This is a genomic window from Pseudoalteromonas denitrificans DSM 6059 (genome assembly GCF_900112265.1).
GTDB lineage: Bacteria > Pseudomonadota > Gammaproteobacteria > Enterobacterales > Alteromonadaceae > Pseudoalteromonas > Pseudoalteromonas denitrificans.
In genome coordinates this window covers 85724-105758 of the sequence record NZ_FOLO01000010.1, presented here as the reverse complement: position 1 = coordinate 105758, position 20035 = coordinate 85724, and the positions used below count along the sequence as shown (strand labels likewise).

Genomic DNA, 20035 nt, shown 5'->3' with positions numbered 1-20035 from the left:
TGAATATTCCCTAACTAAATAAACTAGCTCAAACAAATCGTTTTAACTATGTTGATTACCTCACCATAACATGTAGTTTTTAATCAAATGTTAAGAAAGCGACAAAATTTATTGCTATTTTTATTTAAAGAAGACAAACTGAATAAAAACCACACTCATCGTACCAGTTAAATTAAAACTTCTTAACTAAAGTTTGAGTTAGAAGAATAACCAGGGAGATAAATAATGTTATATAAAAGCGATACTTTTGAAGTAGCTTTCATAGAAGACGCGATTACAAAAAAATCAATTGCCGAATTTAAATTTTGCGTACCCGGCTCAGTAAATAAATTATCACAACAAACGCTGCAAGAGTGTGGCGTTGCATTTGCTGAATTATCTAAACGCGATGATATTCAAGGCATGGTTTTTACCAGTGATAAAGACCACTTTATAATTGGTGCTGATATTTTTGAGTTTCTACCGACTTTTGAATTACCAGAAGCAGAATTAACAACTTGGATTAAAAGTGCTACTGATGTATTTGACGCTTTAGAAGACTTACCATTTCCAACAGTCAGCGCTGTTAACGGTATGGCACTAGGCGGTGGATGTGAATGGGTATTAGCAACTGATTACCGTGTTGCTAGTGAAGATGTAAAAATTGGCTTACCAGAAGTACGCTTAGGCATAATGCCTGGATTTGGTGGTACAGTACGCTTGCCACGTATTATAGGTGCTGATAATGCAATGACCTGGATCACCACAGGAAAGGAGCATAGCGCTAAAGCAGCCTTAAATGTTGGCGTATTAGACAGTGTAGTAGCCAAAGATAAATTATTTAATGCCAGTATTAAAGTTTTAGAACAAGCTATTAATGGCAAGCTTAACTGGCAGGAAAAACGCAACCAAAAATTATCTCCACTTGGAATGAATAAACTAGAGCAAGGCATGAGCTTTGCGACTGCACAAGGTATGGTTTTAGGTAAAACAAAAGGCCATTACCCTTCACCTGTCATGGCTATAAAAACCATGAAGGCAGCTGCAAACTCAGAACGTACTGAAGCTATGGCCATTGAAAATGCCAATTTTGCAGCTCTTGCCAAAACAAATGAAGCTTCAGCACAGGTTGGGATATTTTTAGCAGACCAATATTTAAAAAATAAAGCGCGTAAACAAGCTAAAGCAAGTACAACACAAATAAAACAAGCTGCTGTTGTTGGTGCAGGCATTATGGGTGGTGGTATTGCATATCAATCAGCCTATAAAGGCACACCTATTATCATGAAAGATATCGCACAAAGTGCTTTAGATTTAGGTATGGGTGAAGCATCTAAGCTACTTGGAAAACAAGTAGAACGTGGTCGTATGAAGCTTGATAAAATGGTAAAAACATTATCAGCGATTAAACCAACACTGAATGATAACGACATGCAATCAGCTAATATTATTGTTGAAGCCGTTGTTGAAAACCCAAAAGTTAAACAAGCTGTACTTGCTAAGTTAGAACAAGATATGCCTGAAGGCACAGTTTTGACTTCTAATACTTCTACGATTCAAATTGATGAATTAGCAAGTACACTAACAAAACCAGAAAACTTTTGTGGCATGCATTTCTTTAATCCTGTTCATAGAATGCCATTAGTTGAAATTATTCGTGGTAAAAAAACATCTGATGAAACGATTGGTGCTGTTGTTGACTACGCATTAAAACTTGGAAAATCTCCTATTGTTGTAAATGATTGCCCTGGATTTTTTGTAAACCGTGTTTTATTCCCTTATTTTGCAGGATTTAACCAGCTAGTTGTTGAAGGTGCAAACTTCGCTAAAGTTGATAAAGTAATGGAAAATGTATTTGGTTGGCCAATGGGCCCTGGCTATTTACTTGATGTTGTCGGCTTAGATACTGCCAACCACTGTACAGGTGTAATGGCCGCAGGTTTCCCAACTCGTATGGCAATTCAAGAAAAAGATCCTGTTGCATTATTTGCTAAAAACAATCGTTTTGGTCAAAAAAACGCCTCGGGTTTTTATAAATATGTACCTGATAGAAAAGGTCGTCAACAGAAAAAATTAGACCCTGTTGCAATTGAATTATTAAGCTCAATATGTGATTCAGAGAAAGAATTTTCTAAACAAGAAATCATAGACCGCTGTATGATCCCTATGCTAAATGAAGTACTTTTATGCCTTCAAGAAGACATTATAGCATCCCCTCAAGAAGCCGATATGGCGCTTGTTTATGGTATAGGCTTCCCTCCTTTCAGAGGTGGTGCATTCCGTTACTTAGATCAAATTGGTTTAGCTAACTTTGTCGCGACTGCAGATAAGTACGCTGATTTAGGAGCGATATATCAAGTATCAGATATAACACGTCAATGGGCTGAACAAGGCCGTAAATTTTATCAAATTGAGGGCCTATAACATGCAAACTCCTGTAATCGTCGACTGTATCCGTTCACCTATGGGTCGTTCTAAAAACGGTATTTTTAAACACACTCGCGCTGAAGATTTAAGCGCACACTTGATGAAAGGGCTAGTTGATAGAAATCCACAGCTCGACCCAAGCGATATTGATGATATCTATTGGGGTTGTGTGCAACAAACATTGGAACAAGGTTTTAATATTGCACGTAATGCCTCTTTGTTAGCCGGAATTCCGCATTCGGTACCAGCAGTTACAGTCAACCGCTTATGTGGATCTTCAATGCAAGCTATTCATGATGCTGCCCGCGCAATTATGACAGGTGCAGGTGACGTATATATAGTAGGTGGTGTTGAACATATGGGCCATGTTCCTATGAATCACGGCGTTGATTTTAATCTGAAACTATCTAAATCTGTTGCTCAGGCAGCTGGAATGATGGGTTTAACCGCTGAATATTTAGGTAAATTGCATGGTATATCTCGTCAACAGCAAGATGAATTTGCCGCAAGATCACACAAACTAGCGCACGCAGCTACAGTCGAAGGTCGCTTTAAACGAGAGATTTTGCCAACTTTAGGTCATGATTCAGATGGGACATTAATTTCAATTGATACCGATGAAGTGATACGCCCAGAAACAACGGTAGAAGGTTTATCTCAACTTCGCCCTGCTTTTGATCCTGCAAATGGTACTGTTACAGCTGGTAGTTCTTCTGCTTTATCAGACGGTGCATCAGCTATGCTAATGATGTCTGAAGAAAAAGCAAAAGCACTTGGTTTAAAAATTAGAGCACGTGTTAAATCTATGGCTGTAGCAGGTTGCGATCCATCTATTATGGGCTACGGACCAGTTCCAGCAAGTAAAAAAGCATTAAAAGATGCGGGTTTAACCATTGAAGATATGGGTATAGTTGAGCTAAATGAAGCATTTGCGGCGCAATCTTTACCAGTTATTAAAGATTTAGGCTTAACCGATGTAGTAGAAGAAAAAGTAAACCTAAATGGTGGTGCTATTTCTTTAGGACATCCTCTAGGTTGTTCTGGCACACGCATCAGTACTTCTCTTATTCATTTAATGGAAGATAACGATGCTAAATATGGCCTAGCAACTATGTGTATTGGTTTAGGTCAAGGTATCGCAACAGTATTCGAACGTGTTAAATAATTTTTAGGCTAAATTTTCAGGTAAGGGTAAACTTATTTTAAAGCAAGTGCCCTTACCTATTTCACTTTCAACTTCAACATACCCTCTATGCGCTTCAATAATTTTATAGCTAATAGATAAACCTAGCCCAGTACCGACACCAACAGATTTAGTCGTAAAAAAAGGATCAAACAATCTCTGTTTTGTTTTTTCATCCATGCCACAACCATTATCAGAAATATGCAAAAAAACATATTCTGAGTTTGCAAAAGTTTCTATTTTGATGAGACCTTTTTGATCATCAATTGCATGTTTTGCATTGATCAATATGTTCATTAAAACTTGTTCTATCTGATTTTTTGTACCAAATACTTCAGGTAATATAATAGCCAAGTTTTTTTCTATTTCACAATCATCATATTTAAACTCCGATGCAATTAAATTAAGAACTGTATCAACAGCATCATTTAAACTAAATAAAATAAACCCTTCATTTCCTGAATGAGAAAAGGTTTTTAAATCTTGCACTATTGCTTTTACTCTTGTTAACCCTCCCACACAAGTTGATATAATTTCTTTACTGTCTTCTAACAAAAATTCAAGTTCATTATCTGGATCTGATGTTTTGTTAACTTCTAAATTTTCTTTTATAAGTAAACTAAAAAAATTATCAAATTGAGACATATAGTCTTTTAATGATTCAATATTACTCATGACATAACCTACAGGGTTATTTATTTCATGTGCAATACCTGCTGCAAGCTGCCCTATTGAAGCCATTTTTTCTGATTGTGTTAATTGCTTTTGTGTACTTTTAAGAGATTTATTCGCTTTAGTTAATTCCGTATATTTTTTATCTAATTTAATTTCTGTTAACTTTCTTCTTATTGCTATGCTAACTAATTGACGACCAGACTCTAATGTTTGAAGTTTTAAACTATCAAGGTTTTTATCATCTTCAAAAAAAATTGCTAAAATATGAAATTGATTTAATAATGAAAATAATGGCAAAACAACAACATACTTTATTTTTGAAAATAACAAAGATTCAGATGTAAAGAATTGTTCGCCCGTAAGTAATAAAGTTTCATTTTGCGCATTTTTTATATTTTCAATAACTTGAGCCACATTGATATTATTACCACTATCTTGTAACAATTGATTTAATTCACTATTTTCACCTTTAGTTAAAGTTATATTTGCTTTTTCATGGCAATAAACATAACTACAGCTAGTTTCTAAAAAACTAATACAACGCTCTAATAAACTTTGAATAATCGTCTCAACTTTATTCTTACTAAATGTCACTGTGGCTAAAAAAGTTAAAAACTCTAGTTGTTGTTGTTTAGATTGTTCATATTCTCCCTGCTCTTTTAATTGTTTTTTTAACTTAGTATTTTCTACCATTAAACCTTTTATTATATTTTCTAAGTCTAGATTCATAGGTGTTTCAGCATTTTCATTTATATTCAAATTGTTAGGTAATAATTCATTCGCTATTTCTTTTTCCATTTCTATCTCAATTTTAGTTTTCAACCAATCAAAAATGCCTATACTAAAGATAGGAATATTTTTAAGATATTGTTAGAGCTAATAAAAATTAATTTAGGAAAGTTTAAATATGGAAGAAATTTTCAAGCCAAGATTAATATTAATAGATGACGAAATAGAAGTTTTACAATCTCTTGAAAGAATATTTAGGCGAGAATATGAAACAATCGCATTTAATGATCCTATAAAAGCAATTGAGTTTATAAAGCTGACCCCTATTCATATTATTATTTGCGATATGCGTATGCCTGAGATATCAGGAGATAAAGTATTAGCTCAAGCAAAACAGCATCAGCCAAAGGCACGTAGAATTTTACTTTCAGGCTATTCCGATATGGCCAGTACGATTGCAGCTATAAATGAAGGTGGTATTCATGCTTATGTGGCTAAACCTTGGGATAATCAACAATTAAAAGACGTTGTGAATGATGCTCTTCATACAATAAAGTTAGAAATCGAAAACCAAAAGCTCACTATTCAATTACAGGAAAATAACCAAAAACTAATACAACTAAATAAACAACTGGATAAAAAAGTAGAAGAGCGCACTATAACTCTTAAACAAACTGTTTTAAAACTTAAAAAATCAATAAAAAGCCAAAGAAATCAATTACAGCAAGTAATAGACATGATCACTCTTATTTCTGCCGAGCACAGAAAAGATCATCATCAGCATGATATGAGAATTGCAAAACAATGCCGTTTATTAGGTCACCAGATGGGATTAGAAAAAGTAGAGGTTACTTATTTATTTTTAGCCGCTCAATTACATGCTATTGGTGAAATAGCCCTATCGAACTCTTTACTGAATAAACCTGAATCACAAATGAACAACGCAGAACTATTGCAACTACATCAGCAGGCAACTAAGGGTGCCGACATACTTGATTTAATGCCTTCTTTAAAAAATATTTCAGATATTTTACGGTTCCAATACGAAAAGTTTAATGGTCTTGGGTTTCCTGGAGAAAGACATCAAAATGATATTCCACTTAGTGCTCGTATACTTGCAGTGATCCGCGATTATGATAAACAAATATCAGGCTATGCTTCAGGAAAAAAAATATCACCAAGAGATGCTTTACAAAATATAAAATCTCAAGCAAATAAAAGTTATGATAATAATGTTGTGCTCGCTTTCGATAATTTGCTTCATAATATTCCAGCTGGCAGTAATACAGAATTCTGTTTTACTTTGGATATGTTAAAACCAGGTATGGTCATTGCACATGATGTAAAATATAAAAATGGTAATATACTTCTAACACAACATACAAAATTGACTGAAGTGACGATAGAGCGACTTGAACAATATGAACTCGAACATGATTGTACTTTTTTAGTATTTATATTAATTCCTCAGAATATATCGGAAGAAGTTAGTTAAAAATCAGCTTTAAATTGGTTTAAATTAAGCCTAAAATACCACTCTTTTAATATAATTATACTTTTATGACAGATTTACCCATGAACCAAACAAAAAGACCAGATCATACTTTGGACGCGATAGGATTACGTTGTCCAGAACCGATTATGATGATCCGAAGTCATGTAAGGAAAATGCAAGAAGGTGAAACATTATTAATTCTAGCAGACGATCCATCTACAACTAGAGATATTCCCAGTTTCTGTCGTTTCATGGATCACACCCTTTTAACTCAAGAAGTTGAATCGGAGCCCTTTCGTTATTTAATAAAAAAAGGCCTGTAAATCATTCAAATACTTGATTGATAGTTACTAATGGTTTTGTTTTTTGCCTAAAGTTGATACTGACCTGATACCAACCCGACTCATAAGGTGTAAAACTAAAATAGTTATAAATACTATTACAGTTTGCTTGAACGGGGATCCCTGACTCTATAAATTGGTCTAATTCTTCACTCATATACCCGCAGTTTAAACCTTGACTCCAATTTTTATCTGCAATTTTAAATTCATAAGTTTCACCTGCAGTAGAAAATTTTACCTTTGTTTGCAATATATCTTTATTTATTTTTTTTAACTGATACTCGGGCTGCGCTTCCCAAGTATTAAAATTTCCTCGTAAATAAATAGGCGTCATAATATCTGTTTTTGAAACTGCATTTTCTTCAAATGAATCAGTGCTTGAACATGCTGTTATTGCTGACCCCAAAAAGATGATCGGTAATATTTTTTTCATTATTATTCTCATTTCCCAATATGGCTATTAGCTATAATCGCACAAAAAAGCCGGTATAAAAACCGGCTTTTATCATTTTAATTTATTGAGACTATTCACATCACTTATAGTAAAACTTAAGTTTTACTGGAGCACTGAAATATCGGCAATATCTAAAAATAAATTTCTTAACTGATTTAACAAGGCCAGTCTATTCAATTTAACAGCTTCATCATCAGACATAACCATTACATTATCGAAGAAAGTATCAACCGTTTCACGGATATCAGCTAACTGAGTGAGTTTGTTTGTATAACTCCCCTGACCAAGCTGTTCAAATTTAGCTTTAAATGATAAAACTGTTTCAGCTAATGCTTTTTCTGCATCTTCACTTAATAAAGTTTCATCAATTTTATTGGCAATAACCAGATCGTTTTTAGCCAATATATTGCCAACACGCTTATTTGCTGCAGCTAATGCTTCTGCAGAATCTAAACTACGGAAGTGACTCACAGCCTTAACACGACGGTCAAAATCAACAGGGTAAGATGGACGACGTGCTAAAACAGCTTGAATTACATCAACTGCTATATTTTGATCTTGGTACCATGCACGGAATCGACCTAACATGAAATCAAATACATCTTGAGCAACGTTTTCATTTGTCAGCTTATCTGTAAATAACTCCTGTGATTTTGCTACGATTTCTAGGATATCTAACTCTAACTCCTTTTCAACCATAATACGTAAAGCACCAATAGCAGCTCTTCGTAAAGCAAAAGGGTCTTTATCACCTTTTGGTGCTTGCCCTATACCAAAAATACCCACTAAAGAATCAAATTTATCTGCTAATGCAACCGCTTGGCTAATTTCATTTGATGGCAAATTATCACCTGAAAAACGCGGCATATACTGCTCATTTTGTGCTACAGCAACAAGTTCATCTTCACCATCAAAACGCGCATAGTGCATACCCATAACGCCTTGCACATCAGTAAACTCCATAACCATCTCGGTCATTAAATCAGTTTTACTTAATAAACCAGCACGAGCTGCTTTTGTTTCATCAGCCCCTAGTTTTGTAGCAATAAATGCTGCAAGTTCAGATATACGAATAGACTTATCTTTTAAAGTACCTAATTGCTTTTGAAACAATACTGTATCCAATGACTCTAAGCGACTTTCTAAAGTATATTTTTTATCAGTTTCAAAGAAGAACTGAGCATCAGCTAAACGAGGGCGCACAACCTTTTCGTTACCTTTAATCACCTGCTCAGGATTTTTACTTTCGATATTGGAAACGAATAAAAACTTATTAAGTAAATTACCATCTTGGTCTAACAATGGAAAATACTTTTGATCGTCTTTCATGGTATAGATAAGTGCTTCCGAAGGCACATCTAAAAATGATGCTTCAAACGTAGCAACTAAAGTAACTGGCCATTCTACTAATGAAGTCACTTCTTCAAGTAACGCCTCATCCATAGCAACAACAGCATTATTTTTTGCAGCAACACTTTCAATTTGACCACGGACAAGTGCTTTACGTTCTTCATAATCAGCAATAACGTATGCTGATTTTAATACACTCTCAACTTCATCAGCATGGGAAATACTGACACGCTCAGGATGATGAAATCTATGACCTTGTAATTCATTTTTAATATCTTTACCAAGAATATTACCCTGAATTAAATTACTGCCAAACATGACAGTCACAGTATGCACTGGACGAATAAATTGAATTTTTGAGTTTCCCCAACGCATAGGTTTTGAAATAGGTAACTTAGCTAAAGCTTTACTAATCGCATCAGGTAATAAAGCATCTACGCCTTTACCTGCTACCTTAGCTTTATGTAATAACCAAGCACCCTTTTCTGTTTCATAACGTTCAGCATCAGCAACATCAATACCACAACCACGTGCCCAACCTTGAGCTGCTTTAGTTGCATTTCCATCAGTATCAAATGCAGCTTTTACAGCCGGACCACGTTTTTCAACAATTTTGTCCGCTTGCCTTGCAACTAGATTTGCAACTTTTATACCTAAACGGCGAGGTGATGCATACCAAGTTACATCTGTATTTTCTAATTCTAATGCCGTTAATTCGGTTTTAATATTTGCTGCAAAAGCTTCTGCTAAAGTACGTAACGATTTTGGAGGTAATTCTTCAGTACCAATTTCAATTAATAGATTTTCAGTTGTCATATCATTACGCTCCTTTCTTAGTTACAGAATTATCTTTGCAAAGTGGAAAACCTAATGCTTCACGTGCAGCATAATAACTTTCTGCACATGCTTTAGATAATGCTCTTACTCGCAAAATATAGCGTTGACGTTCTGTTACAGAAATTGCATGGCGAGCATCTAATAAATTAAATGCATGAGATGCTTTCATTACTTGTTCATATGCAGGTAAAGGTAAATTTGCTTCAATTAGTTTTTTACTTTCACTTTCACAATGATCAAATTCTGTAAATAATGCTGGTACGTCTGCATGTTCAAAGTTGTAAGTTGATTGTTCTACTTCATTTTGATGAAAAATTTCACCATAAGTAACAGTCCCTAACGGACCATCAGTCCAAATAAGATCATAAATACTATCTACACCTTGGATATACATAGCCAATCGCTCTAAACCATAAGTTATTTCACCTGTTACTGGTGAACACTCTAGGCCACCAACTTGCTGGAAATATGTGAACTGTGATATTTCCATGCCATTTAACCACAACTCCCAACCAAGACCCCACGCACCTAAAGTTGGTGATTCCCAGTTATCTTCAACAAAGCGCACTTCATCAGTTAAGGTATCAATACCGATAACAGCAAGGGAGTCTAAGTATAATTGTTGAATATTTTCAGGTGAAGGTTTTATCACAACTTGAAATTGATAATAATGTTGTAAGCGATTTGGATTATCACCATACCTACCATCTGTAGGTCGGCGACATGGTTGAACATATGCACTCGCCATTGGCTCCGGGCCAATAGACTTTAAAAATGTGAATGGATGAAATGTGCCAGCACCGACTTGCATATCTAGAGGCTGGGCTATGACACAGCCTTGCTCTGCCCAATATTCCTGTAATGCTAAGATCAAACCTTGAAAGGTTTTTGTATTATGTTTTTGCGTTATATTTTGCATAGTGGATTTATTCGTTTCTTTTGCGGTCAAATGTAGATGATTACTAACAAGTATACCCGTTTTAATAGTTTTTATGAATTTGTTAGTATGCTTAAAGTGATAAATATTTAAACAAAAAAGAGACTATAAAGTCTCTTTTTATTTAATCTGATTAACTTATATTTTTATACATCCAAGTTTACAACTCGTAATGCATTTTTTTCTATAAAATCACGCCTAGGTTCAACATGATCACCCATTAATGTTGAGAATAGTTGATCAGCAGCAACTGCATCTTCAATTGTGACTTGAAGCATTCGGCGAGCTTCAGGATCCATCGTCGTTTCCCAAAGTTGGCTTGGATTCATTTCACCTAATCCTTTATAACGCTGTATATACAATCCACGTTTTGATTCTGAAATTAACCACGTTAGAGCATCTTCAAAACTTGTAACTGGATTGGTTTTTTCACCTCTTTGAATGTAACCATCAGTTTCAATTAAATCAGTAATGTTTTCACCCGTTTTTGCTATTTTTTGATAATCTTTTGAAATAATAAATTCATAATTAAATATATAATCTTTATCAATACCATGCTGACGTATCGTTACAACAGGTAATGTTAAATGACGCTCTGGATCTTCAACTGTTGATCCTGTAAAAATAGTTGCATCTGTATCATTGCTAACTAAATCATCAATAAAAGAATTTGTCCAAGTTAAAATTTTTGCACTATCTTTTAAATCATCAGCAGTTAACGGAGCTTGATATAACAAACGCTTTAATACTTCAATCGGATATTTACGAGTCAAACGCGTATGAACTACTTCTGTATTTTGAAAATCTTTAACCAAGTTTTCTAACGCTACACCAGAAATTGCAGGAGAAGTATCATTTACATATAGGCCTGCATTATCTAAAGCCAAGGTTGTTAAGTATTCTGTTAATTCAGGATCATCTTTAATATAACGTTCTTGCTTGCCTTTTTTAACTTTGTATAAAGGTGGTTGTGCAATATAAATATAACCACGCTCAACAATCTCAGGCATTTGACGATAAAAGAATGTCAGTAATAAAGTTCGAATATGAGAACCATCCACATCGGCATCTGTCATGATGATAATATTATGATAGCGAAGTTTCTCTGGATTATATTCATCACGGCCAATACCACAGCCTAATGCCGTAATTAGCGTAGCAACTTCTTGAGAAGAAAGCATTTTATCAAAACGCGCTTTTTCTACATTTAATATTTTACCCTTCAACGGTAGTATAGCTTGGTTTTTACGATTACGTCCCTGCTTGGCTGAACCGCCAGCAGAGTCTCCTTCCACTATATATAGTTCAGAAAGTGCAGGATCTTTTTCCTGACAATCAGCTAGTTTACCAGGTAAACCTGCAAGTTCTAATGCTCCTTTACGACGTGTCATTTCTCTTGCTTTACGAGCAGCTTCACGTGCGCGAGCTGCATCAATAATTTTCATAACCACAGATTTAGCTTCAGCTGGATTTTCTAACAAGAAATCAGCAAGTTTTTCACCCATAGCTTGTTCAACCGCAGATTTAACTTCTGATGAAACAAGTTTATCTTTAGTTTGAGAAGAGAACTTTGGATCTGGAACTTTAACTGAAATAACCGCTGTTAAACCTTCGCGGGCATCATCACCAGTAGCATTACTACTTGTTTTGGCTTTTTTATTAAAGCCTTCTTTTTCCATATAATTATTTAAAGTACGAGTTAATGCACCGCGAAAACCGGCTAAATGAGTACCACCATCTCTTTGCGGAATATTGTTGGTAAAACAATATATACTTTCTTGAAAACCGTCATTCCATTGCATTGCCACTTCTACTGAAATACCATCTTCTTCACGCTGAGTAGTAAAATGAAAAACATCTTTATGTACTGGTGTTTTATTCGTATTCAAATATTCTACAAACGATTCAATTCCGCCTTTATATTTGAAATGTTCTTTTCTATCATCTCTTTCATCCGTTAAGATGATACTCACACCAGAATTTAGAAAAGATAATTCACGTAATCGTTTAGCTAAAATATCGAAATGAAAATTTATGTTTGTAAATGTTTCTTCACTTGGCCAAAAGCGTAATTCAGTTCCTGTAGTGTCAGTATCTCCTACTATTGCTAAAGGAGAATCAGGTTCACCATGGGTATAAGTTTGCTCATGAATATGTCCACTACGGCGAATAGTCATTTTTAATTTAACTGATAACGCATTTACAACTGATACACCTACGCCATGTAGGCCACCAGAAACTTTATATGAGTTATCATCAAATTTACCACCGGCATGTAGTACTGTCATAATAACTTCCGCAGCAGATATACCTTCCTCTTCATGTATGTCTGTAGGAATACCACGACCATTATCTCTGACAGAAACAGAGTTATCATCATGAATAGTGACATAAACATCATCACAAAACCCAGCTAAGGCTTCATCTATAGAGTTATCTACAACTTCAAACACCATATGATGCAGGCCTGAACCATCATCAGTGTCCCCGATGTACATTCCAGGACGCTTTCGAACGGCATCCAATCCTTTTAGTACTTTAATACTCGACGAATCATAATTTTCAGACATGCTTTATTCCACTCAATTTGTTATTAATTTGCCATGTTTCACGTGGAACATTTCTAATTTTCGCTTCATTGGTTCCACTACGGCAGAAATACTGTCAGATTCTATGGCCGTGATAAAGATTTGAGAATCGCACTGAGCTAATATTTTGCCCACTTTGCCTCTTGTATCTTGACCTAATTCCGATGGTAAATCATCTATAAGTAATATTGACTGTTTATTTGTTTCAGTCTCTATAAGGCTATTTTGTGTTACTTTTAATGCATATAACAAGAGTTTTAATTGTCCACGAGAAAGATAGTTTTCAACACTAATACCATCAATTGAAAAACTAAAATCGGCTTTATGTGGACCTCTACTGGTAAAACCTTGTTTTAAATCTCTTTCAAAATTCTCAGATAAAATATCAGTCAATTCATTAGTTGTTTTCCAGCCAGAGTTAAATTCAAGGCTAAGATCTTTCACTAAATCTAAATCAACACATATTTTATCAAAAAACTGCTGTTTAAACTTATTTATATACGATAAACGTAGATTATTTATGCTAACTGACAGTCTAACAAATTCTTTATCCCAAAACCTGATTTCATCATAATAGTTTTTCGGTTTTTGTTTTAATAATGCATTTCGCTGTTTTAAAATTTTATTAAATGATTGCCATAAAGAGAAAAACTGATGTTCCACGTGAAACAACCCAAAATCTAGAAACTTTCGTCGCTCTTTTGGTCCACCAAAAAATAATGAATAACTTTCAGGTGTAATTAGTTGAACAGGTATTAGTTGTGCTAAATCAGAAACTTTCTGTGAAGACTTACCTTGAATTTTTAAACTCGATTCCCCAAGTAAATTTTTACTAATACCAACAGGAATAGATAAATCATTCACGGATTTTTTCCCGTGAATAATAAATTTTGATTGCTGCTTTTTAATTATATTTTTATGTTTAGATGTACGAAATGATTTACCATGAGACAAATAATAAATCGATTCTAATAAGCTTGTCTTTCCACTACCATTTTCACCATAAATTAAGTTTATCCCTTCAATTGGAGAAAAAGATAAACTTTCAATATTACGAAAATTTTTAATTGTTAAAAATTCTAGAGACAAATTTAAAAATATTCCTCATTAATAACTTTTACTAAACAAACCTGAAGATGAAAAACTAAATTCAAAATTAAATTTTAAAGACGCATTGGCATCACAACATACATAGCTTCAGAATCACCACAACCTTCAACAAGTGCACTACTATTTGAATCAAGTAACGTAAATTGCACATCTTCAGTTTTAAGCGTATTTAATACATCTAAAACATAAGAAACATTAAAACCTATTTCTAAGTCAGGACCATCATAAGCAACTTCAACCACTTCTTCAGCTTGTTCTTGCTCCGGATTATTCGCACTGATTTTTAATTGTCCTGCTGAAAAGTTAAGTCTGACGCCTCGAAACTTTTCATTTGATAAAATAGAAACTCGCGCAAATGCACTACGTAACCATTCACGATTAGCAGTAACAATTTTGTCTCCACCTCTTGGAATTACACGACGATAATCAGGAAAGCGACCATCAACCAGTTTACTGGTAAACATGAACTCCTGATCTAATATTCGAACATGATTAGCCCCAAATTGTATAGTCACCAAAGCATCATCACTATTCATCAAGCGCATAATTTCTTGCACGCCTTTTCTTGGAATAATAAGTTGCCTTTGAGTATTAAGTGATTGAGACAATGTTTTCTGTGCCAACGCCAAACGATGGCCATCAGTTGCTACCGTTTTAATTTCAGAATTATCAACTTCAAATGACATGCCATTTAAATAATAACGTACATCTTGATTGGCCATAGAAAAATGCGTACTTTCTAATAACTTTCTTAACTCTAAGCGCGTTAATTGAAACTCAACCTCACCATCCCATTTTTCTAAATTAGGAAAATCATCAGCAGATAAAAAAGCAAGTGAAAAACGACTTTTACCAGACTTTATTATTATTTGGTTTTCTTTTAATGAAATAGATATTTCTGAACCATCAGGTAAACTTTTACAAATATCTAATAGTTTTTTAGCCGGTAAAGTAAGTTTATAATCTTCAAAGTCGTGTTCTAATATAACACTAGCAACAAGTTCTATTTCCAAATCAGTACCAGTCATTGAAAGCTTACCTTGTTCTATTTCTAACAGAACATTAGATAAAATAGGCAATGTATGTTTTCGCTCAATTGCACCTGATACTTGAACCAAAGGCTTTAGAAACTGATCTCTTGAAATTGTTATTTGCATTTTTAATCTAACCCTAGGATGAAAGTGTTCTGATCAAGTTCTGATAATCTTCTTTTATTTCATGAGTTTCTTCACGAAGTGATTTTATTTTACGACATGCATGCAACACAGTTGTATGATCCCGTCCACCAAAAGCATCACCGATTTCTGGTAAGCTGTGGTTAGTTAATTCTTTAGAAAGTGCCATAGCCACCTGTCGCGGCCTTGCAATCGAACGCGTGCGCCTTTTAGATAATAAATCAGAGACCCTAATTCGGTAATATTCTGCAACTGTTCGTTGAATATTATCTATCGTAACAAGTTTATCTTGTAGTGCTAATAAGTCTCTTAGAGCTTCTTTTACAAAATCAATTGTGATTGGACGTCCTGTAAAGTTATGATTTGCTATGACTCTATTAAGTGCCCCCTCTAATTCGCGAACATTTGACCTCAATCTTTTAGCGATAAAAAAAGCAACTTCTTCAGGTAGTTTAATCTGACTTTGTTGTGCTTTTTTCATTAGAATTGCAACGCGAGTTTCAAGTTCTGGAGGCTCAATTGCAATCGTAAGACCCCAACCAAAGCGAGATTTTAACCTATCTTCAACACCATCTATTTCTTTAGGATATCGATCTGACGTCAAAATTATTTGTTGATTACCTTCTAATAAAGCATTAAAGGTATGAAAAAACTCTTCTTGTGAGCGTTCTTTATTAGCAAAAAACTGAATATCATCGATTAATAATGCATCAACGCTACGGTAATAACGTTTAAACTCTTCAATTGCATTATTTTGTAAAGCTCGCACCATATCTTGCACAAAACGTTCTGAATGCATATATACAATTTTTGCATCCGGTTTATTTGCAATAATACCATTACCAACTGCATGCAATAAATGTGTTTTACCTAAACCTGTTCCGCCATATATAAATACAGGATTAAATGCAGTACCTGGATTATCTGCAACTTGAACAGCAGCAGCTTTTGCTAACTGATTAGATTTACCTTCAACAAAACTATCAAAAGTATAGGTATCTTTAATATTTGCTTTAGGAAACGATTTTGGAGCTGGTTCTACCACAGCAGGGACTGGTTTAACTTTTCGAGATTGGCTTGCAGTGACAGTCTCCCTTGGTTCTACGGTTTCTTGCTCTTTGTGTACAGGAGCAGAAACATTCGGTTTATTTCCACCAACACCAAAATGCAATTTAGGGGCTTCATCCCCACAAATCTCTATTAATAATTCATTTATTCTATTTAAGTATTTATCACGTACCCAATCTAACACAAAACGATTAGGTGCAAAAATAGTTAAAGTATCTTCTGTACTTTCGGCTTGTAACGGACGTACCCACATACTAAATTGTTGTGAAGGTAGTTCGTCTTGAAGCACATATAAACAACTTTGCCAAACAGACAAATACACGATTAACTCCTAAAGAGAGCATATATTCCCGTTCATCATAAACAGGATATTATTGCTAAATATTAATAAAAACACGTCATTATGAAGCGACTTATCCACAACTTCAAGATTCATTTATTATTAATTTCAATTAAACGTCAAAAAGAAACCTAAGCCATTGTTTTTATGCCTTATATTTTTTATAACATCTTGTGAATATTATTATAATATTTGCAATGATCTTTTTATCATCAACGGATCTAATCACGTTTTCCAAAGCTTTTGCGCAAATTATTAATGATACTTGTGGAAAACTATTTTTAGCCAAGCATATAGAAAGCAGGATCTCAAAATTAACAGCTAAAATAAATTTAATAAGGATCTAATAACTTCCTTTATTTTGAGATCAAAATGAAATGATCTCGCAACGATCCCACCCTTTCTTTAAGAGATAATCCTCCTACTTTAAATTTGCTTATATATAAATGCACCATAAACTTTTTCAACTTATACTTAAGACAAACTTTTAAAAGCATTTACCATTATTTAGTCTGTTTATTAAATTAATTTAAATAAATGATGAAATACCAGTTTAAATAGTGCTTTTATATTGACTTTAAGTGCGGGCCTCTATAACATCTCGCGCTCGCAATGGCACCTGTGCCAGGATCGCGACCTGCATAGGATGTTTTTAACTTAAACCGATCGGAAGTAATAAAATGAAAAGAACTTTTCAACCAAGTGTACTAAAACGTAAACGTAGCCACGGATTCCGTGCTCGCATGGCAACGACAAATGGTCGTAAGCTTATCAATCGCCGTCGTGCGAAAGGCCGTAAAGTTCTTTCTGCTTAATCTTTAAGATTATTCAGTGGAAAGCTTTGGCTTTGGCAGGGAGTTACGTTTATTAACTCCCTCGCATTATTCAAGAATCTTCAATGAGCCTGTTCGGGCTGCAACAAACTGTTTCACACTTTTAGCAAAAGCTAATGATTTATCAAATCCTCGTTTAGGCTTAACTGTAGCCAAAAAGCGTGTAAAAAAAGCCTGTGATAGAAACCGCATCAAACGCCTTGCACGTGAAAGCTTTCGCCTTAGTCAGCACAAATTAGATAACATTGATATTGTTTTAATGGTTAAAAATGGCTGTGAATTACAAGACAATGCAGAGCTAACTAAACAGCTTAATAAAATGTGGCTGAAATTAAATGAAAGATGTAAACCAGGCGCACCAAAACCAGCTCCATTTAAAAAACGTCCTCGAAATCAAAAAAACAACAAATCTAAATTAAATAAGCCATCTCCAACTAGATAGAATTGGTATTAAATGCAGTTTTAGGGTATCTTTAGCCTACCTTTTAGTCATGCCATTTAGTGAAATTTATTAGTGAACAATATAGAAGCTATATGTAATGTAAACTTATATAATTAACAAATAGTTATGAATATAATTTTACGATTACCTAAAAACTTATTATTACTGCTTATCAAAGGTTACCAAAAATTTATAAGCCCTTTTTTAGGATCTAATTGTCGCTTTAATCCCTCCTGCTCTAGCTATGCTATGCATGCAATTAATTTGCATGGCCCAGTTAAAGGAAGTTGGCTTACGCTAAAACGCATTATAAAATGTCACCCTTTACATTCAGGCGGAGAAGATCCTGTTCCTGGCAATCCCATTAATTTAAAAGACGAGAAATAAGAGCTGTTATGGAATCTCAACGCACGTTTTTATTTATCGGTTTGATGCTTGTATCATTTTTATTATTTCAAGAATGGAATAATGATTACAATCCAAGTCAACAAATCGAACAAAGTGCAAAACAAATAAATAATCAAACTAATGGAACAAATCAAAGTAATGATGGTAATTTTGTACCTTCATCATCTGACGATTCCATACCTAGCCAAATCGCACAAGTAAGCCGCTCTGTGATCTCTATTGAAACTGATGTATTTACAGTTAAAATAGACTCAAAAGGTGGTGATATCATTGAAGCGAACCTTTTGGCTTACCCTACTGAACAAAACGGTGATACCGCTTATAAATTATTAGGTGAAATCGACGGACAGTACTTTTCTCAAAGTGGTTTAATAGGTAAAAATGGTCCTGATGCAAATGCTAAAGGTCGTCCTATTTATACTAGTTCACAGACTGCTTATGTATTAAATGGCGATGAACTAAAAGTCCCACTTTCATATATTGATGACAACGGTGTTAAATTTGTTAAGACTTATATATTTAAAAGAGGTCAATATGATGTTGGTTTAGAATATCAAATCAATAATAACACCAGTGATACTTTATCTGTACAGTTATATACCCAAGTAAAACATACAGTTGCCGAAAAAAGCAGTATGACGGACCAAACTTACTTAGGTTTCGCTTATGGCACGACTGAAGATCCATATAATAAATATGACTTTTCAGACATAGAAGAAAAAAATATCAATGTAAATTCTAAAGGCGGCTATGTTTCATTTATCCAACATTACTTTGTAAGCGCTTGGGTACCGAATCAAGATGAGCAAAACAATTTATATACGCGTATGCTTTCTGGTAACGCAGCAATTATGGGCATAAAAGGTCCACAAATTAATATTTCTGCAAATACCAATCATGCATTAACAGCCACTTTTTACATGGGTCCTAAAGATGCAGATGCATTAGAAGCATTACATGAAGATTTAGACCTTGCTGTTGATTACGGTATATTATTTTTTATATCTCAACCTTTATTTTCATTATTAAAATGGTTATACAGCATTTTGGGTAACTGGGGTTTTGCAATCATAGCGATCACTATTATCGTTAAAACAGCTTTATACCCACTGACAAAAGCGCAATACACTTCAATGGCTAAAATGCGTAATCTTCAACCTAAGATTGCAGCAATGAAAGAAAAATATGGCGATGATAAACAAAAGTTTGGTCAAGCTATGATGGAAATGTACAAAAAAGAGAAAGTGAATCCAGCCGGTGGTTGTTTCCCTCTTTTACTACAAATGCCTATTTTCTTAGCATTATTTTATGTATTCCTTGAATCTGTAGAACTGCGTCATGCTGAATTTGGTTTATGGTTAACTGATTTATCAGCAATGGACCCATACTTTATTTTACCGGTTTTATTTGGTTTAAGTATGTTCATCACACAAAAACTACAACCAATGACAGCCACAGATCCTATGCAGCAAAAAATGATGATGTGGATGCCTGTTATCTTTTCAGTGTTCTTCCTATGGTTTCCATCAGGTCTAGTGCTTTATTGGTTAGTATCTAATATCATTTCAATTGTTCAGATGCTCATTATTTATAAAGGCATGGAAAAGAAAGGTATAAAAGTTAAAAGCTAATTTAGCTTTATGAATAAAAAGGCGACTTAGGTC

At 34.3% G+C, this 20035-nt stretch carries 16 protein-coding genes; 8 read left to right on the top strand and 8 right to left on the bottom strand.

The annotated features are described in order from the left end of the window. The first annotated feature begins 225 nt into the window (after positions 1–225). On the top strand, positions 226–2403 hold the full coding sequence (fadB, locus tag BM088_RS09030) for a fatty acid oxidation complex subunit alpha FadB (RefSeq protein WP_091982968.1): 2178 nt from the start codon (positions 226–228) through the stop codon (positions 2401–2403). Between the two features lies 1 nt (position 2404). Continuing rightward, on the top strand, positions 2405–3571 hold the full coding sequence (fadA, locus tag BM088_RS09025; protein WP_091982965.1) for an acetyl-CoA C-acyltransferase FadA: 1167 nt from the start codon (positions 2405–2407) through the stop codon (positions 3569–3571). 3 nt (positions 3572–3574) lie between these two features. Here fadA and BM088_RS09020 read toward each other — a convergent pair whose 3' ends face one another. Next, positions 3575–5086 (bottom strand): sensor histidine kinase, encoded by a 1512-nt coding sequence (locus BM088_RS09020; protein WP_177207998.1) that lies wholly within the window; start codon positions 5084–5086, stop codon positions 3575–3577. Between the two features lie 85 nt (positions 5087–5171). On the opposite strand from BM088_RS09020, the gene BM088_RS09015 reads away from it, so the two are divergent. Both BM088_RS09015 and tusA read left to right on the top strand, forming a co-directional pair. Then, the gene (locus tag BM088_RS09015; RefSeq protein WP_091982961.1) at positions 5172–6488 is read left to right on the top strand and encodes an HD domain-containing phosphohydrolase; all 1317 of its coding nucleotides are present in this window, start codon (positions 5172–5174) and stop codon (positions 6486–6488) included. 80 nt (positions 6489–6568) lie between these two features. Continuing rightward, positions 6569–6811, top strand: a complete 243-nt coding sequence (gene tusA / locus BM088_RS09010) for a sulfurtransferase TusA (RefSeq protein ID WP_091982958.1) — start codon at positions 6569–6571, stop codon at positions 6809–6811. A gap of 1 nt (position 6812) precedes the next feature. Here the strand turns inward: tusA and BM088_RS09005 are convergent, their stop codons facing one another. The 7 genes from BM088_RS09005 to dnaA all read right to left on the bottom strand — a co-directional run bounded on the left by BM088_RS09005 (position 6813) and on the right by dnaA (position 16601). After that, positions 6813–7262: an early set domain-containing protein gene (locus BM088_RS09005; protein WP_091982955.1), complete on the bottom strand. Its 450-nt coding sequence runs from the start codon at positions 7260–7262 to the stop codon at positions 6813–6815. A 123-nt stretch (positions 7263–7385) separates the two neighbouring features. Continuing rightward, complete coding sequence (gene glyS, locus BM088_RS09000; protein ID WP_091982953.1) at positions 7386–9449, bottom strand: glycine--tRNA ligase subunit beta; 2064 nt, start codon at positions 9447–9449, stop codon at positions 7386–7388. A 4-nt stretch (positions 9450–9453) separates the two neighbouring features. Continuing rightward, positions 9454–10389 carry a glycine--tRNA ligase subunit alpha gene (glyQ, locus tag BM088_RS08995; protein ID WP_091982950.1) on the bottom strand — a complete coding sequence of 312 codons (936 nt, stop codon included), beginning with the start codon at positions 10387–10389 and terminating at the stop codon, positions 9454–9456. Positions 10390–10553: 164 nt separating this feature from the next. Continuing rightward, positions 10554–12977 (bottom strand): DNA topoisomerase (ATP-hydrolyzing) subunit B, encoded by a 2424-nt coding sequence (gene gyrB, locus BM088_RS08990; RefSeq protein ID WP_091982947.1) that lies wholly within the window; start codon positions 12975–12977, stop codon positions 10554–10556. A 12-nt stretch (positions 12978–12989) separates the two neighbouring features. Further along, positions 12990–14084 (bottom strand): DNA replication/repair protein RecF, encoded by a 1095-nt coding sequence (gene recF / locus BM088_RS08985; protein WP_091982945.1) that lies wholly within the window; start codon positions 14082–14084, stop codon positions 12990–12992. Positions 14085–14158: 74 nt separating this feature from the next. Beyond that, on the bottom strand, positions 14159–15262 hold the full coding sequence (gene dnaN / locus BM088_RS08980) for a DNA polymerase III subunit beta (RefSeq protein ID WP_091982943.1): 1104 nt from the start codon (positions 15260–15262) through the stop codon (positions 14159–14161). Positions 15263–15275: 13 nt separating this feature from the next. Continuing rightward, positions 15276–16601 carry a chromosomal replication initiator protein DnaA gene (gene dnaA, locus BM088_RS08975; protein WP_425439292.1) on the bottom strand — a complete coding sequence of 442 codons (1326 nt, stop codon included), beginning with the start codon at positions 16599–16601 and terminating at the stop codon, positions 15276–15278. 767 nt (positions 16602–17368) lie between these two features. On the opposite strand from dnaA, the gene rpmH reads away from it, so the two are divergent. From rpmH to yidC, 4 genes are all read left to right on the top strand, one after another. Then, positions 17369–17503 carry a 50S ribosomal protein L34 gene (rpmH, locus tag BM088_RS08970; RefSeq protein WP_042147707.1) on the top strand — a complete coding sequence of 45 codons (135 nt, stop codon included), beginning with the start codon at positions 17369–17371 and terminating at the stop codon, positions 17501–17503. A gap of 16 nt (positions 17504–17519) precedes the next feature. Then, complete coding sequence (gene rnpA, locus BM088_RS08965) at positions 17520–17963, top strand: ribonuclease P protein component (RefSeq protein ID WP_091982939.1); 444 nt, start codon at positions 17520–17522, stop codon at positions 17961–17963. Between the two features lie 126 nt (positions 17964–18089). After that, complete coding sequence (gene yidD / locus BM088_RS08960; RefSeq protein ID WP_091982937.1) at positions 18090–18350, top strand: membrane protein insertion efficiency factor YidD; 261 nt, start codon at positions 18090–18092, stop codon at positions 18348–18350. A gap of 8 nt (positions 18351–18358) precedes the next feature. Then, positions 18359–20002 (top strand): membrane protein insertase YidC, encoded by a 1644-nt coding sequence (gene yidC / locus BM088_RS08955; protein ID WP_091982935.1) that lies wholly within the window; start codon positions 18359–18361, stop codon positions 20000–20002. Positions 20003–20035 lie beyond the last annotated feature (33 nt).

Bases quoted from the DNA above. Each gene is read 5' to 3' on its own strand.
- fadB (WP_091982968.1), top strand. From the start codon at position 226: ATGTTATATAAAAGCGATACTTTTGAAGTAGCTTTCATAGAAGACGCG.
- fadA (WP_091982965.1), top strand. From the start codon at position 2,405: ATGCAAACTCCTGTAATCGTCGACTGTATCCGTTCACCTATGGGTCGT.
- BM088_RS09015 (WP_091982961.1), top strand. From the start codon at position 5,172: ATGGAAGAAATTTTCAAGCCAAGATTAATATTAATAGATGACGAAATA.
- tusA (WP_091982958.1), top strand. From the start codon at position 6,569: ATGAACCAAACAAAAAGACCAGATCATACTTTGGACGCGATAGGATTA.
- BM088_RS09005 (WP_091982955.1), bottom strand. From the start codon at position 7,262: ATGAAAAAAATATTACCGATCATCTTTTTGGGGTCAGCAATAACAGCA.
- glyS (WP_091982953.1), bottom strand. From the start codon at position 9,449: ATGACAACTGAAAATCTATTAATTGAAATTGGTACTGAAGAATTACCT.
- glyQ (WP_091982950.1), bottom strand. From the start codon at position 10,389: ATGCAAAATATAACGCAAAAACATAATACAAAAACCTTTCAAGGTTTG.
- gyrB (WP_091982947.1), bottom strand. From the start codon at position 12,977: ATGTCTGAAAATTATGATTCGTCGAGTATTAAAGTACTAAAAGGATTG.
- dnaN (WP_091982943.1), bottom strand. From the start codon at position 15,262: ATGCAAATAACAATTTCAAGAGATCAGTTTCTAAAGCCTTTGGTTCAA.
- dnaA (WP_425439292.1), bottom strand. From the start codon at position 16,601: ATGTGGGTACGTCCGTTACAAGCCGAAAGTACAGAAGATACTTTAACT.
- rpmH (WP_042147707.1), top strand. From the start codon at position 17,369: ATGAAAAGAACTTTTCAACCAAGTGTACTAAAACGTAAACGTAGCCAC.
- yidD (WP_091982937.1), top strand. From the start codon at position 18,090: ATGAATATAATTTTACGATTACCTAAAAACTTATTATTACTGCTTATC.
- yidC (WP_091982935.1), top strand. From the start codon at position 18,359: ATGGAATCTCAACGCACGTTTTTATTTATCGGTTTGATGCTTGTATCA.